This window comes from Jonesia denitrificans DSM 20603, from assembly GCF_000024065.1.
Lineage (GTDB): Bacteria > Actinomycetota > Actinomycetes > Actinomycetales > Cellulomonadaceae > Jonesia > Jonesia denitrificans.
In genome coordinates this window covers 2,134,145-2,149,459 of record NC_013174.1, presented here as the reverse complement: position 1 = coordinate 2,149,459, position 15,315 = coordinate 2,134,145, and the positions used below count along the sequence as shown (strand labels likewise).

The following is a 15,315-nucleotide window of genomic DNA, read 5'->3' as shown; positions in this document are numbered from 1 at the left end:
CCCATGGCCACTGAACTGACACCGTTCTACCTCACCACCCCGATCTACTACGTCAACGACGCCCCCCATATCGGGCACGCCTACACCACTGTTGCTGCAGACGTCCTCACCCGGTGGCACCGGCAACGGCAACATGACGTATGGTTCCTCACCGGAACTGATGAACACGGGGAAAAGGTCATGCGCACCGCGCACGCCAACGGTGTCACCCCCCAACAGTGGGCAGACAAACTTGTCAAAGAGTCCTGGCTTCCCGTACTCGACACCATTGATGCTCGCAATGACGACTTCATTCGCACAACTGAACAACGCCACGAGCGGGCTGTACAAAAATTCATCAGCCAACTCCACGACCAAGGGGACATCTACCAAGGGTCCTATGAAGGCCCCTACTGTGTCGGCTGCGAAGAATACAAACTCCCCAGCGAACTGCTCGACGGAACCGGGGAATTTGACGGACAAAAACTGTGCCCACTGCACGGGCGACCCGTGGAAATGCTCGCGGAACAAAACTGGTTCTTCAACCTGTCACAGTACGGTGAGAAACTCCTCGCCCTCTACGAAGAACACCCCGAATTTGTCCAACCCGCGTCCGCGCGCAACGAAGTCATCGGATTCGTCAAACAAGGACTCCAGGACCTCTCCATCTCACGGTCCACCTTCGACTGGGGAGTCCCCGTACCCTGGGACCCCACCCACGTCATGTACGTGTGGTTCGACGCGCTCCTCAACTACATCACGGCCCTTGGCTGGGGATCCGATGACCCCACAGCTCAAGAACGCTTCGACAAGTTCTGGCCAGCCTCAGTCCACCTCGTTGGCAAAGACATTTTGCGGTTCCACGCCGTGATTTGGCCAGCCATGCTCATGGCAGCAGGGCTTCCCCTGCCCACAACGGTCTTTGCCCATGGGTGGCTTCTTGTCGGCGGCGAAAAAATGAGTAAATCCAAACTCACCGGAATCGCCCCCTCCGACATCATCGACCACTTCGGGTCAGACGCTTTCCGCTACTACTTCATGCGCGCCATCTCCTTTGGGCAAGACGGATCCTTCTCCTGGGAAGACATGTCCGCCCAATACAACGCCGCTCTCGCCAACGGGTGGGGAAACCTCGCCTCCCGGCTCGCAGCCATGGTCAACAAATACTTCGACGGCACACTGCCTCAAGTAGGTGACCTCACCGACGCCGAACATCACGTCCACCAGGTCGCGGCAACAGCCGTCACGAACGCAGAAGCAGCAATCGACGCCATCTCACCCACCCGTGCCATCGAAGCAGTGTGGACCCTCGTTGATGCACTCAACATGTACATCACCGAACAAGAACCCTGGAAAGTCGCCAAAGACCCGGAGCAGACCAGACCCGGCGGACGACTCGCTACGATCCTTGTGACAGCAGCCGAAGGGCTCCGCGCGCTCGCGGTCCTCCTCAACCCAGTGATGCCACAAGCTGCCAGCAAGCTGTGGGAATCACTCGGAGCAGAAGAACACCTTGGTGCCCTCGATGCGCAACCCACCTCGGATGCAGCCCGCTTCGGGCAACTACCCGTGGGGACAACCATCACCAAAGGGACGGTACTGTTCCCCCGTCTTGAAGACCCTGATACCACCTCGAAGTAACCGCGGTGGGAGGCGCCTGTGCGTCTCCCACCACACCCACGAAAAGAGTTCCCGTGGCGAAAACACGTGACCGTTCCTGGCCGCCACCACCCACACCGCTGCCACATCCCGTTATTGACAATCACACGCATCTGCAATCAATTTCCCACATCACCACCAGTGAAGCACCAGATCACGGGATTCGTGGGTACATTGACGCTGCGGTTTCTGTAGGCGTGACGCGCATGATTGAGGTGGGGTGTGACCTTGACGCACTAGCCCCCACGGTTGCGTTGACTGCCGCCCATCCAGAGCTTCTTGGGGCGCTGGCTATTCACCCCAACGAAACCCCCCTCCACGCGCACACCGCCGACCCAGGCCCGGACGGTCTGGACCCGCACTACAGCGACCGGCACTCCACAAGCCTGGCCGACGCGATCGCTACCGTAGCGGACCTTGCAGCCGCGCACGACCAGATCCGTGCCATTGGGGAAACAGGGTTGGACTACTTTCGGTCTGGCCCCCATGGGATTGCCACCCAACGTCAAGCATTTCGCGACCACATTGCGATCGCGAAAGAACTCAACCTTGCCTTACAAATCCATGACCGGGACGCCCACGAGGACGTCATCGAGATCCTCCTCGCCGACGGCGCACCACAGCGGACTGTGTTCCACTGCTACTCGGGGGACGCTGCCATGGCGCAGGTTGCGGCAGAGCAAGGCTGGTATTTGTCGTTCGCAGGACCAGTAACCTTCACCGCCAACACGGGGTTGCGTGAGGCGTTACGTGTCATTCCCACCGATCACATCATGGTGGAAACTGACGCCCCCTACCTCACCCCACACCCATACCGGGGGCGACCTAACGCCCCCTACCTCATCCCGCACACGATGGCCACGATTGCCGCCGAATGTGGGCTCACCCTTGAGCAGGCGTGTGCACGTATCGAACGCACCACGGTTGAGGTGTATGGGCGGTGGTGACTTCACCACCCCTGTGATCGCGAACATGGTCGTGACCTGGCGGCGTTCTCCCAGTATCTTTAGACGTGAGTGTCCGCCAATCACTGTGGGAGAAGCATGCGTGTCTTACCTGACAACCGTGTTGTGCGGTTCGTTGCGCGTGCTCTCATCATGGTGATGGTTGCGGTGACAGCCACCGCGTACACCTACTACCAGCGCCCGTTTGTCTTGGATTACAACGGAATGGTGTATGAGGCTGCATTTTTTGGCCGTACTGTTGCCGATGCGCTCGCTGCGCAGGATCTGACTGTCACCGATCAGGATCACGTGTATCCGGCCCTGGGGGCGCCGGTCGGGCGCGGTGACCGGGTGGTGGTCCGCACCGCAAAACAGATCCACCTAGAAATTGATGGCGAACAGCAGGTGCTGACGTCCACGGCGTTGACTGTGGGTGAGGTACTTGAAGAACTAGGTGCACGTGCGAGTGGCGCTGAAGTGTCGGCGTCTCGTGGGGATTCAGTGGGGCGCGACATTTTGCGTATTTCCACTGTCAAAGACGTGAGTGTCCTCATTGATGGGCAAGAAATTGACCATGTCACGTCACTGGGGACTGTGCGTGACCTGCTCTTGGACATGGGTGTTGTCCTCCAAGAAGGTGACTCGGTTGACCCCGGGCTTGACGAGCACCTGGGTGACGACATGACGATCACGATTGCGCGGGCCTCCACCGGCGCTGACACCATCAAAGAGACCCTCAAGTACGACACCGTGGAGCGGGAAGATTCTTCAATCCCCAAAGGTGAGAAAGTCGTCGTGCAAAAAGGTCGAGTTGGGGAAGCTGTCACCACGTATTCGGTGTCTCTGCTGAATGGTGAAGAGGCAGAGCGCCGAGTCATTACCCGCTCTGTTCTTGTGGAACCGCGCGACGAAATCATTGCTATTGGCACAATGGATGTGTCCAACCCGGCAACCTCAGTGGTCAGCCCAAGCGAAGCAAAAGCGATTGCGAAAGCGATGGTCGCCGACAAAGGGTGGGACTCCAGCCAGTGGACCTGCTTGGAAAGCCTGTGGCACAAGGAAAGTAACTGGCGCGTCACTGCGGCAAACCCGTCATCGAGTGCCTACGGTATCCCGCAGGCATTGCCCGGCTCTAAAATGGCATCTGCGGGAGCGGACTGGCGCACCAACGCACGTACCCAAATAACCTGGGGCTTAGGGTACATTCAGGGTCGTTATGGCACCCCGTGCGGTGCGTGGTCGCACTCGCAAGCGCGCGGCTGGTATTAATCGCTGCCGCATCTGCAACACGCGCAGGTGGGTGCCCAGGTGAACGGGGTGGCGCATCGTAAAGTCGCAGTATCACCCCCCACCCCCCAAGGTACGATGACAGCCGCGAAAACCGCCCTCCTTGTCCTCAGTTTCCTCCTTACCGGTGCGCTTGTTGCCGGGGCGCTCTTTGTAACCCTGCCCGAAGAACGCCAAGTGACCCTTGATGTGCAGGGGGTGGCGACCCAGATCAGTACGCGCGCGTCGACGGTCGCTGACTTGTTAGCTCAGGAACACATCGAGGTGGGCCTCGCCGACGTTGTGGTCCCCGAGCCCACGACACCGTTGGGTTCCGGTCAGTATGTGACGGTGCGACATGCCACCACGGTCACCCTCATGGTCAACCACACCCCTTACGCGTATACGACCCACGCGACGACCGCGAGTGAACTTCTTCAGTCGTTTCCGGACAGTTCCGCGTCTGCGGGAATTATTGCCCGCCTCCCGTTGGGGCAAGCTGCCACATCGTTGACGTTGCGCCTGACGGACGGTGACACGGTGAAAGTTCTTGCTGACGGTGTTGAAAGCGTGGTTCGTGATCCTGCCCCCACCCTTCAGGAGCTTCTTGACAATCTGGGAGTCGACCTGAACCCGTCTGATTCGGTGAGTGTGCACTGGTTGCCCTTGACCGATGGCACCAGTGCGGGGGACATGGTTGCCCGGCACGTGTTGACCGTTGTGGTGACCCGACACGACCCGCGTACGTACGTGACCGTGTCTGAACCTCTTGACCGGCTCACTGTCGATGCGCCACCCGCGGATAGTGCGACCGGTACCTCCACACCGCCGACGGACACGCTCAGTGGTGAGGTCAGTAACGGCGGTGGGAGCCAGGTGGACCGCGGTGTATCCGCCGGTGGCGGGGCACCGTCGGGCGGGGTGGGAGCGAATGAGGAGGTGATTGGTGGTGAAGCGACGCAGGCACCGACACCAACGCCGACTGCCACACCTACTCCGACACCTGCGCCATCGCCCACGACCTCTCAGCCAACGCCTACTCCTCAGCCAAGCCCAGACCCCACGCCCACACCGGTTGTGGCGACTCCGAACGAGGCGCGAGCCATTGCCCGACAGATGGTTCTTGCCCGAGGGTGGAGCGAAGCTGAGTACCAGTGTCTGAACAAGCATTGGATGAAAGAGTCTTCCTGGCGGGTGACAGCAGAAAACCCGTCGTCTGGTGCGTACGGCCTCCCTCAGGCATACCCTGCAGAGCGGCTCGCGGAAGCAGGGGCAGACTGGCGGTGGAACGCGCGCACCCAAATCACCTGGGGACTGAATTACATCGAGTGGAGGTACGACACCCCGTGTGACGCGTGGGCGTTTTTCCAAAAGAATAATTGGTATTAACCACCGGTTCTGCTGATCGAACGTGCAGGGGAGGGAAACGGCTTATGGTGCGTTCATCCCGTGGTGAGCTGTGCGCTTGTGGCTGAAAAATGGGTGCCGTGACCCATCAGACAATCCGCGGAAACACGCTGACCAGCAGGAAAACTTTGCACTTCTTTGACCGTCTTTGCGCAATCAAAATCTAGCGCGCGGGATCACGAATAGGTTACGGTCGTGAATCGGACCGCCGGATCGGCCCTAGAACACCCACACCGGCCATGCACGGCTGATGCGCTCGCGACACCTGGACAGTTTCGAGCCCATCGTGGGAACGGTGAGAACCCGTGCGTTCTACGGACGTGCCCGGACACGACCACGTCTGGAACCCAGTGAAGAAAACAGTAGCCCTCGCCTCAACAGGTGCCCTCACCGCTGCACTTGTCGCCGGTGGCGCCGTGTACGCATCAGCTCACAAAACGATCACACTGGATGTCGACGGCAACGTCGAAACCATCACCACGTTCGCTGGATCCGTGGACAGCCTCCTCAACAACGAAGGAATCACCCTCGACGAGGGTGACGTAGTCGCACCAGCAACCACCCAGTCACTGTCAGAAGGTGACACCGTCACCGTGCGCTACGAACGCGAAGTGACCCTCGACAACAACGGTGAAGAAATCACCATCACCACCACGGCGCTTGACGCCAACGAACTCCTCACCGCCTACGCGCTGCGTGGCGACGACGTGTCACTTGTCGCATCCCGTTCGGACGAACGCCTCGATGTGGGCCTGCGCCTCGACCACGACGGCCCCGTAGCCATCATCGTCGACGGAGAAAACATCACCACCGACAACGGTGGCCACGCCCTTGTGTCCGAATTCCTCGCCGAACACGACATCGAGGTTGACGAGGATGACCGAGTCTCCATCCGCCAACTACCGGCCGGAACCACCTCAGTCACCGACGACACCACCAACGACGACGCAACCGACACAGCAATAGACGTCGCCCGCGAAGGCGCAACCCCTGACGGTGTTGTCTCCATCGTCGTGCAACGCGTAGAGACTGACACCAAAGTCAAAAAGAACCACATCGACTTCGACACAGTCACCAAAAAAGACTCCTCACGCTACAAAGACCTTCCCCAAGTGGTGAAAACTGAAGGGAAGAAGGGCCTACGCGTGCGCAAATACGAGGTGACCACAGTTGATGGTGTCGTAGAATCACAAGAAAAAATCTACGACGAGGTGGACAGGAAACCCGTTGACCGGGTCATCGTGGTCGGAACCAAGGAACGTCCAGCGCCCGTGCCGGCACCGGCCCGCACATCGTCAAGCTCATCCTCGAACTCGTCAGGGTCCTCAAGCTCATCCTCGAACTCGTCAGGGTCCTCAAGCTCATCAGGGTCCACCAGCGCCGCATCCGGTGACGTCTGGGCGAAACTCGCCCAATGCGAATCTGGAGGTAACCCAGCCACCAACACTGGCAACGGCTACTACGGGATGTACCAATTCTCGCTTCCCACCTGGAAAGCAGTAGGCGGAACCGGACTTCCCAGCGACGCATCGGCAGCAGAACAAACCAAACGCGCCAAAATCCTCCAAGCCCGCTCAGGCTGGGGACAATGGCCCGCATGCTCCTCAAAACTCGGGTTGCGCTAACTACCACAGCCACCTGACCAGAGCACAACACACAACACCCCGCGTGTGACACCAGTCATTACGCGGGGTGTTCGCATCCCACCACGCCGAAACCGTTTAGGCTTTTGCCATGGACACTTCACCCAACACGCTCCTTGGTCCCGCCCACATTCGGGAACTCGCACAGGAGTGCGGAGTGACCCCCACAAAAACCAAAGGACAAAACTTCCTGCACGACGCCGGCACCGTCCGCAAAATCGTGCGCCTGTCCGGAGTGGCCCCCACTGACCAAGTCCTCGAAGTGGGACCCGGACTCGGATCCCTGACCCTTGGCCTGCTGGACGCCGGATGTCACGTCACCGCCATCGAACTCGACGACGTCCTCGCCCCCCACCTGGCCGGAACCGTCGAACGATTCCAACCCGGCGCATCGCAACGCCTCACCGTCGTCCACGGCAACGCACTCGAGGTCACCGAACTACCCGACCCCCAACCCACCGCACTCGTCGCGAACCTGCCCTACAACGTGTCCGTGCCCATCTTGCTCACCATCCTCGAACGATTCCCCACCATTACCCGTGTCATGGTCATGGTCCAACGCGAAGTCGCAGACCGCCTCGTTGCGCCCCCAGGGTCACGCACCTACGGAACCCCCTCCGCGAAACTCGCCTGGTATGGAACCGCGAACCGTGCCATGAAAGTTGGGCGCAACGTTTTCTGGCCAGCACCCAACGTCGACTCCGCACTTGTCTACCTCGACCGCACCATGCCCGTCACCACTTCGGCCTCCCAACGCGACGTCTTCGCTGTCATCGACGCCGCCTTCGCACAACGCCGCAAAACCCTCCGCCAAGCACTCGCAGGAATCGCCGGGAACTCACAACGCGCATCGACCATCCTTGAGGCAGCGGGTGTCCCCCCAACAGCACGAGGAGAACAACTCACCATCCACGACTTCGCCCGCATCGCCGAGGCGATGACACCCAAGGAACCCGTGTGTCCCTCACCGCGCGAACTTTTTGGTCCCCACACAACCCAGGTAACAGCCCGAGCGCCAGGGAAAGTCAACTTGTCTCTCCGGGTGGGGGCGGTCCGAGACGACGGATACCACCCCCTCATTAACGTCTTCCAGGCCGTGAACCTCTACGAAGAAGTCACCGCGACGACAGCACCAGAGGACACCATCCACCTCACCGTGCACGGACCGGGAGCCAAATATGTACCCCTGGGGGAAACAAACCTGGTCACACGCGCGGCGCGCCTGCTCCAACAGCACACGGGGTATGCCGGTGGCGCCCACATCACCATCACCAAAGCAGTGCCTGTGGCCGGTGGAATGGCGGGTGGCTCCGCTGACGCAGCCGCCACCCTTGTTGCTCTCAACGAACTGTGGAACCTGTCCCTGTCGAGTGAAGAACTGAGCGTTCTTGGGGCCAAGCTGGGTGCGGATGTTCCGTTTGCCCTGCTGGGTGGGACCGCTGTGGGAACAGGGACAGGCACTGACCTTACCCCCTTGCCGGGAGCGGGGGAGTGTCATTGGGTGTTCGCGTTGCGCTCTGCCGGGCTTTCCACTCCAGCGGTGTTCCAACGGTTTGATACCTTAGCCCCCAGCCCGAGCGAACTCGACGATGCGCATAACAAGGACCTGTATGAGGCGATCCGGGCCGGTGATTCGGTGGGCGTGGGAAAGGCCTTGCACAATGACCTGCAGGTGGCTGCCCTTGATATGGCTCCCGATCTGCAACTCACCATAGATCTCGTGCGCGAGTGTGGCGCCTTGGGGGTGCTGGTGTCCGGATCCGGACCCACTGTTGCAGCCTTGGCGCGTGATGCGCAGCATGCGACAAGTATCGCTGAGGAACTGATCGCTGAAGGTGTGTGTGCCAACGCGTTTACCACCGTAGGGCCGGTGCGAGGTGCGCACACGGTGTAACGGCAAGGCGATGCTCGCCTGGGTGAGGCTGGCATCGGGTGAGACATCATTGGTTGGCGGCGAGCATGGCGGCAACAGGTTCCACCGCTGACCGTAGTTCTGTGAGGGCCCGTAGTTGGGCGCCGAGGTCGTTTTCTGCGAGCCGCCACGGGACACCCCGTATTCGCTTTCGAGGATTTCGGCGCGCACTACTGTACCGCGCGGTAGGTCTCCTCGAACGATTTTGCGGCATGGTGATGTGGGTGGGTGATGCGTGAGAAAATGGGTGACGATGGCACACTTACTTGGCGCAGAAGCAGTTCACTTAGAGTTCCCCACCAAGGTTGTTTTTGATTCGGTGACGATCGGGATCAATGAGGGGGACCGGATCGGTATCGTGGGGCGCAATGGGGATGGAAAGTCCTCGTTGCTGAAGGTTCTCGCGCAACGTCTTGAACCGGATTCTGGGCGTGTCACGTGGCGCAATGGTGTGCATGTGGGTGTCCTCGATCAGACGGACACCTTGGATCAGGACGACACTGTGGGGCACGCCATTGTGGGTGACGCGGCTGACCACGAGTGGGCGTCTGACCCAAAAATTCGCGATGTACTAGCCGGGTTGGTCCCGGATCTTGACTGGGATGCACGAGTTGGGGACCTGTCTGGTGGGCAGCGTCGCCGGGTGGCGTTAGCGAAACTGCTGGCGGGTGATTGGGACGTGCTGGCGCTCGATGAGCCAACGAACCACCTCGACGTGGAGGGGATCACCTGGTTGGCGCAGCACCTGAAGCGCCGATGGTCGGCGAATCAGGGTGGGCTGTTTGTGGTTACCCACGACCGGTGGTTCCTTGATGAGGTGTGTAACCTCACGTGGGAGGTTCACGACCGTATTATTGAACCCTTTGAAGGCGGGTATGCTGCCTACATTTTGCAGCGGGTGGAACGTGACCGGCAGGCGTCGGTTGTGGAGGCGAAACGCCAGAACCTGATGCGTAAGGAACTCGCCTGGTTGCGGCGGGGTGCTCCTGCACGGACGTCAAAACCGAAGTTCCGTATTGATGCGGCCAACCAGTTGATTGCCAATGAACCGCCACCACGGAACCCAGTGGAGTTGTCGCAAATGGCGACAGCGCGTTTGGGTAAGGACGTGGTTGATCTGATCGATGCGGGGTTTGCCTATGGTGACAACGAGGTTCTTCGTGATGTGACCTGGCGGATCGCCCCGGGGGAGCGGACCGGCATCCTTGGTGTCAACGGTGCCGGGAAATCGACGTTACTGAAGCTTGTCACTGGTGAACTGTCTCCGACGTCGGGGCGGGTAAAGCACGGGAAAACTGTGCAAGTAGCCACTTTGAATCAAGAACTGGAAGGGCTGCGGGAAGTTGCGCAGGACCGGGTGTCGGATGTGATTGCCCGCAAGCGCACAACCTATGTCACTGGCGGGAAGGAAATGACGCCAGGGCAGATGCTCGAACGTCTTGGTTTCACGAATACGCAGCTTGCTACTCCAGTCAAGGATTTGTCGGGTGGGCAGCAACGGAGGCTGCAGTTTTTGTTGCTGCTCCTTGATGAACCGAACGTTCTGATCCTGGATGAGCCAACGAACGACCTGGACACGGACATGCTGGCTGCCATGGAAGATCTGTTGGACACCTGGCCAGGAACGTTGTTGGTGATTTCGCACGACCGGTATTTCTTGGAACGGGTGACCGACCAGCAGTATGCAGTGTTGAATGGGCAGATGCGGCATCTTCCTGGTGGGGTTGATGAGTATTTGGCGCTGTCCGCGCAGGTGTCTGCTCAACGTGTTGGTCGTGGACGTTCTGGTGGCGCATCGTCTGTGGCTCCCCACGATTCTGGTTCTTCCCGGGCTCATGGCGTCTCCGATAACGCAGGGGGTAGCTCATCGGGTGTCAGTAGCGCGGATATTCGGGCTGCGAAAAAGGATCTTGCCCGTATTGAACGCCGGTTAGCGAAGATTGAGGAAGCTGAGGCGAAAATTCATGCCGACATGGCCGCTCACGCCACGGATTACGAGAAAACGGCGGCATTGGACGCGCAACTTCGGGATCTGGCGGTCGAGCGTGACGACTTAGAAATGCAGTGGTTAGAAGCCTCAGAGATTACGGGCTGACACACGTTTGCCAGTAACTCTTTGTCTCATCGGAGCAATCGAATGTTTTTTCATGCTTAGCAAGCGGGCACGGACCGTAGCGCAATCAGCCGCATATTTCATGATCGTCGTGAGCGCGCTGTGGAGCATTGTCTTCGCACTGCAACCGTGGCGTGTATGTATGGAAGACGACTCAGCGATGGGCTGCCCCGCGCTACCACGCGACACAATACTGATGACTATTGGTGTAGTTGTCTTTATTGTTGCGTGCGGCGCTGCTCTGTGTCTTAGGCAAGGTTGTCGAATTGGTGGGTGAGGGTGCGCAGGATGTCTGCACCAGCGGCGCGTTGTTCGGGGGTGAGGGCTGCCACGACCTGGTGTTCAATGTCGAGCAGTTGGGTGAGCGCCTGATCAACGAGTTCGCGTCCGGCGTCGGTCAGCTCCACTAAGACGCCACGGCGGTCATCAGGGGAGGGCTTGCGCCGGACTAGCCCGCGTGCCTCTAACCTGTCGATGCGGTTCGTCATGGTCCCTGACGTCACCATGGTGTGGGTGACCAGTGCGCCTGGTGACAGCGTGTAGGGTGCGCCTGATCGGCGCAACGCCACCAGCACGTCGAACTCCCAGGTTTCCACGCCGTTGGCAACAAACACAGACCGTCGTACTCGATCCAGGTAACGGTCAAGCCGGCTAATGCGGGAAAGCAACGCGAACGGGGACACATCGAGGTCAGGGCGTTCACGTTCCCAGGCCGCAATGATCCGGTCCACATCGTCGCGTTCGGTCATAACCCGATATTACTTGATGTCGAGAATCTTGATGCGACGGCGAGGTGGGCGTCGTGTACGCCGTGCTGGACAAGGGGGCAGTGGATAACCACAGCGGCGGGCACCCACACTGTGTGGGTGCCCGCCGCGAGGAACTACTGGATGAACGGTGCGGTCTAGTGGGTGTCTTCAGCGCTGATTTCGCTGCGATCCCCGGACCACAAGGTGTGGAATGTGCCGTCCCGGTCGGTGCGCTTGTAGGTGTGTGCACCAAAGAAGTCACGCTGCCCCTGCACCAAGGATGCTGGCAGGCGCTCGGCGCGCAAACCGTCGTAGTACGCCAGTGAGGAGGAGAACGCTGGGGTGGGAAGTCCTGCTTGGACCGCGGTGATGATGGTGCGACGCCATGCGTCTTGGGCTTGGGTCACTGCGTCACGGAAGTACGGCGCTGCAAGGAGAACGACAAGGTTGGGGTCCTGCGCGTACGCCTCAGTGATGCGGTTGAGGAACTGTGCTCGAATGATGCAGCCACCACGCCAGATCTTCGCGATGTCGCCCTTCTTAATGTCCCACCCGTATTCTTTGGCGCCTTCGATAATGGCGTCAAAACCTTGGGAGTATGCAACGATCTTCGACGCGTACAAGGCTTGACGGACATCCTCGATGAAGGCGTCGCGGTTGTCCACCGTGACGGTACCGCCACCGGGGAGGTTGCGGGAAGCAGCACGCTGCGCTGGTTTGGATGACAAGGCACGGGCAAAGACTGCCTCAGCGATCCCCGAGACGGGCACACCCAAGCCAAGCGCGGTTTGCACGGTCCACACGCCGGTTCCCTTGGAACCCGCTTGGTCAAGGATCACATCGACAAGTGGTTGCCCGGTGGCTGCGTCGACCTGCCGCAGGACTTCAGCGGTGATCTCGATGAGGTAGGACTCCAGTTCGCCGCGGTTCCACTCGTCGAAGACGTCAGCGATCTCGGGTGCGGACAAACCAGCGACGTTTCGGAGCAGGTCGTAGGCCTCAGCGATGAGTTGCATGTCCGCGTACTCGATGCCGTTGTGGATCATTTTCACGAAGTGGCCCGCACCGTCGGTGCCTACGTGTGTCACGCAGGGTTCACCTTCGGCGACAGCGGCGATGGTAGCGAGGATAGGGCCGAGCGTTGCATAGGATTCGGCGGTCCCACCAGGCATAATGGAGGGGCCGTTGAGGGCGCCTTCTTCACCACCAGAGATTCCTGCCCCCACAAAGTGGATGCCGGTGTCGCGGACTGCTTGTTCCCGGCGGATCGTGTCTGTGAACAGGGCGTTTCCACCGTCGACGATGATGTCGCCTGGTTCGAACACCTCAACGAGCTGGTTGATGACAGCGTCGGTTGGTCCACCGGCTTTCACCATGATGATGGCGGTGCGTGGGCGGGCGAGGGAATCAGCAAATTCTTGGACGGATTCGGCGACGAGGAACCCTGCTTCAGGGTGGGCGTCGGCCACGGCGCGGGCTTTGTCGACGGATCGGTTGTAAATGGCGACGGTGTTGCCCTCACGCGAGGCGAGGTTACGGGCGAGGTTTGACCCCATGACCGCCATACCGACTACGCCGATGTTTGCCTGTGGTTGTGACACGAATGCTCCTTGTGGTGTGCAGTGGGTTGGCATCGTTTTTCTACCCGCCCATTATAAGTCTGATTTATAGCTCTGGGCGGGGTGCGTCTTCCCATACGGGACTCAACTCCCGGCAGGTGCGGTGCATGATGTGGGTGAGCGCCGCGTGCGCTCTTTCAGCGTCTCCGGTTGCGATGGCGTGCGCAACTTCTTCATGTCGGTCCAGGGTGATGGTAGCCGGGTGGGTGGGCATCATTCCGTGGGTGCTTCGCCCGCGGATGACCTCACCAATTGCGCGGTCAAGCGCAGCGAACATTTCATTACCCGAGGCGCGAAGAAGGGCCCGGTGGAAGTCGGTGTCGAGGGTGGCGAAGGCATCGACGTCGCCGGCGTCACCGGCTTTGCGCATGGCAGCGGCTAACGCCAGGAGTGTGTCTTTTGCCTGTCGATGCGCGTGCTGCGCTGCGAGGACCGCGGCGGCTGGTTCGACGGCGGCGCGCAGTTCAGTGAGCGACCGCAGTTGGGCACCTTGGTCAGGGCCATCCATGCGCCACCGCACGATGTGTGGGTTCAGGACATTCCAGTGGTCGATGCTGCGCACTCTGATGCCGAGACGTTTGACTGATTCAGTCAGCCCAAGAGATTCCAGGACGCGCAGTGCTTCGCGGATGACAGATCGGGAGACCCCAAAGTCCTGTTCGAGTTGCTCGGCGACCATGATCGTGCCGGGAGGCATTGCGCCGTGGGTGATGGTGCGTCCGAGGGAATCGACGACGCGGTCATGGAGGCTGGACATGGGAAAAGATTACCGCCCCGGGGCACCTGGACATGCGCACCGGGGCGGTAAGACAGAGGGCTCTTAGGACGCTTTAAGTGCGTCCTTGAGCTTGATCCGCGCACCAGATCGGCGGATGGCGTTGGAATAAATTTTGGAGGTGAGTGTCAGGAGCAGCGGGATCGTGATGACCGCCAGTGCCAGGGCGAGGTACACCTCGGTTGTGGATGCGACTCCGAATGCGGAGCGGATCGGCATGACGATGGGGGAAGTAAGGGGGATGTAGGAGGCGATGGTCACCAGTGAGGATTCGGGGTCATTGGGAGCGATAGCCACACCAATCATGTACGCGCCCACGATGAGGAGCATGGGCACCGTGATGACTGATCCGAGGTCCTCTTGCCGGGAGACCAACGCCCCAAGCGCGGCAAAGACGAGCGCGTAGACAGCGAATCCGAGGAGGAACCACAGGAGTACCCAACCACCGACCGCCGTGATGTCGATGTCGAATCCGTCAGTCATGCCCAGGGCGTTTGCCGTGATGACTCCGGACAAAACATAAAGCCCAACTTGGATCAGGGACACCAGGCCAATGCCAATGACCTTTCCAGTGAGGAGTTGGGAGGGGCGCACTGAGGCGAGGAGAACTTCGACAACTCGTGACGATTTTTCTTCCACCACACCTTGGGCGACAGACATGCCGCCGCCAAAAATCCCCAGGTAGAGCAAAAACCCAACGATGGATCCAACAAGGTATTGGGAGCCTTCAACTTCCGCGGGTGGGTCAAGCGATTCGGTGGGGACATCAGTGATGGCGTACGCGTCTGTGATCGCTTCGGGGGAGACCCCTGCTTCTTGGGCAAGGTTGGCGATCCGGGTTTGCTGGAGGATGGAGGCAACCGCAGTGGAAATATCTGAGTCGAGTGATTCTTTGACGACTGCGGTGATATCGGTGCCAGTGCCCGTGAGGAAGGCGTCAACGTTGCCGTCGCTCACGGCGGTGCGCGCGTCAGCATCGTTGTCAAATGTCGTGATGCTGGTGGAAATATCTTGTGCCTCGAGGATTGAGACGGTGGCTTGGCCAACGTCTTCAGTGTCGGGGACAACACCAAGCGCCACGGCTTTTTCTTGTGCGGAGAAAATATTGGCAACAATAAGTCCACCGATGATGAGGGCAACAAAAACGAGTGTGGAGATGATGGTGGCTTTGTTGCGGAGGTGGACGCTGAGTTCACGTCCGGCGACCAGGCGGATCGCTGTCATGGGGGAGAGCTGAGTGGTAGCCATG

12 protein-coding genes are annotated in these 15,315 nt (G+C 59.8%); 7 read left to right on the top strand and 5 right to left on the bottom strand.

Features of this window, described 5'->3' with window-relative positions:
• The first annotated feature begins 3 nt into the window (after positions 1-3).
• The 6 genes from metG to JDEN_RS14260 all read left to right on the top strand — a co-directional run bounded on the left by metG (position 4) and on the right by JDEN_RS14260 (position 8,792).
• Positions 4-1,620: a methionine--tRNA ligase gene (gene metG, locus JDEN_RS09860; protein ID WP_015772224.1), complete on the top strand. Its 1,617-nt coding sequence runs from the start codon at positions 4-6 to the stop codon at positions 1,618-1,620.
• 53 nt (positions 1,621-1,673) lie between these two features.
• Positions 1,674-2,585, top strand: a complete 912-nt coding sequence (locus JDEN_RS09855) for a TatD family hydrolase (protein ID WP_015772223.1) — start codon at positions 1,674-1,676, stop codon at positions 2,583-2,585.
• Positions 2,586-2,681: 96 nt separating this feature from the next.
• Complete coding sequence (locus JDEN_RS09850; RefSeq protein ID WP_015772222.1) at positions 2,682-3,851, top strand: aggregation-promoting factor C-terminal-like domain-containing protein; 1,170 nt, start codon at positions 2,682-2,684, stop codon at positions 3,849-3,851.
• 96 nt (positions 3,852-3,947) lie between these two features.
• Positions 3,948-5,237 (top strand): aggregation-promoting factor C-terminal-like domain-containing protein, encoded by a 1,290-nt coding sequence (locus JDEN_RS13125; protein ID WP_049754472.1) that lies wholly within the window; start codon positions 3,948-3,950, stop codon positions 5,235-5,237.
• Positions 5,238-5,560: 323 nt separating this feature from the next.
• The gene (locus JDEN_RS09840) at positions 5,561-6,880 is read left to right on the top strand and encodes a resuscitation-promoting factor (RefSeq protein ID WP_015772220.1); all 1,320 of its coding nucleotides are present in this window, start codon (positions 5,561-5,563) and stop codon (positions 6,878-6,880) included.
• 109 nt (positions 6,881-6,989) lie between these two features.
• Positions 6,990-8,792, top strand: coding sequence for a 4-(cytidine 5'-diphospho)-2-C-methyl-D-erythritol kinase (locus tag JDEN_RS14260; RefSeq protein ID WP_015772219.1), 1,803 nt, complete (start codon positions 6,990-6,992; stop codon positions 8,790-8,792).
• 46 nt (positions 8,793-8,838) lie between these two features.
• Here the strand turns inward: JDEN_RS14260 and JDEN_RS14140 are convergent, their stop codons facing one another.
• Positions 8,839-9,024, bottom strand: coding sequence for a hypothetical protein (locus JDEN_RS14140; RefSeq protein ID WP_088585220.1), 186 nt, complete (start codon positions 9,022-9,024; stop codon positions 8,839-8,841).
• A gap of 39 nt (positions 9,025-9,063) precedes the next feature.
• Here JDEN_RS14140 and JDEN_RS09825 point away from each other — a divergent pair, with 39 nt between their 5' ends.
• Positions 9,064-10,905, top strand: coding sequence for an ABC-F family ATP-binding cassette domain-containing protein (locus JDEN_RS09825; RefSeq protein ID WP_041287907.1), 1,842 nt, complete (start codon positions 9,064-9,066; stop codon positions 10,903-10,905).
• A gap of 266 nt (positions 10,906-11,171) precedes the next feature.
• Here the strand turns inward: JDEN_RS09825 and JDEN_RS09820 are convergent, their stop codons facing one another.
• From JDEN_RS09820 to JDEN_RS09805, 4 genes are all read right to left on the bottom strand, one after another.
• Positions 11,172-11,672, bottom strand: a complete 501-nt coding sequence (locus JDEN_RS09820) for a MarR family winged helix-turn-helix transcriptional regulator (RefSeq protein WP_015772217.1) — start codon at positions 11,670-11,672, stop codon at positions 11,172-11,174.
• Positions 11,673-11,827: 155 nt separating this feature from the next.
• A complete protein-coding gene (gene gndA, locus JDEN_RS09815) occupies positions 11,828-13,306 on the bottom strand; it encodes an NADP-dependent phosphogluconate dehydrogenase (RefSeq protein ID WP_049754471.1) in 1,479 nt (492 codons plus the stop codon).
• Positions 13,307-13,337: 31 nt separating this feature from the next.
• Positions 13,338-14,048, bottom strand: coding sequence for a FadR/GntR family transcriptional regulator (locus JDEN_RS09810; protein ID WP_015772215.1), 711 nt, complete (start codon positions 14,046-14,048; stop codon positions 13,338-13,340).
• A gap of 63 nt (positions 14,049-14,111) precedes the next feature.
• Complete coding sequence (locus JDEN_RS09805) at positions 14,112-15,314, bottom strand: ABC transporter permease (protein WP_015772214.1); 1,203 nt, start codon at positions 15,312-15,314, stop codon at positions 14,112-14,114.
• Position 15,315: the final 1 nt, after the last annotated feature.

Coding starts and splice junctions, on each gene's coding strand:
- JDEN_RS09825 (WP_041287907.1), top strand. CDS start 9,064: ATGGCACACTTACTTGGCGCAGAAGCAGTTCACTTAGAGTTCCCCACC.
- JDEN_RS14140 (WP_088585220.1), bottom strand. CDS start 9,024: ATGCCGCAAAATCGTTCGAGGAGACCTACCGCGCGGTACAGTAGTGCG.
- JDEN_RS09820 (WP_015772217.1), bottom strand. CDS start 11,672: ATGACCGAACGCGACGATGTGGACCGGATCATTGCGGCCTGGGAACGT.
- gndA (WP_049754471.1), bottom strand. CDS start 13,306: ATGCCAACCCACTGCACACCACAAGGAGCATTCGTGTCACAACCACAG.
- JDEN_RS14260 (WP_015772219.1), top strand. CDS start 6,990: ATGGACACTTCACCCAACACGCTCCTTGGTCCCGCCCACATTCGGGAA.
- JDEN_RS13125 (WP_049754472.1), top strand. CDS start 3,948: ATGACAGCCGCGAAAACCGCCCTCCTTGTCCTCAGTTTCCTCCTTACC.
- JDEN_RS09810 (WP_015772215.1), bottom strand. CDS start 14,048: ATGTCCAGCCTCCATGACCGCGTCGTCGATTCCCTCGGACGCACCATC.
- JDEN_RS09850 (WP_015772222.1), top strand. CDS start 2,682: ATGCGTGTCTTACCTGACAACCGTGTTGTGCGGTTCGTTGCGCGTGCT.
- metG (WP_015772224.1), top strand. CDS start 4: ATGGCCACTGAACTGACACCGTTCTACCTCACCACCCCGATCTACTAC.
- JDEN_RS09805 (WP_015772214.1), bottom strand. CDS start 15,314: ATGGCTACCACTCAGCTCTCCCCCATGACAGCGATCCGCCTGGTCGCC.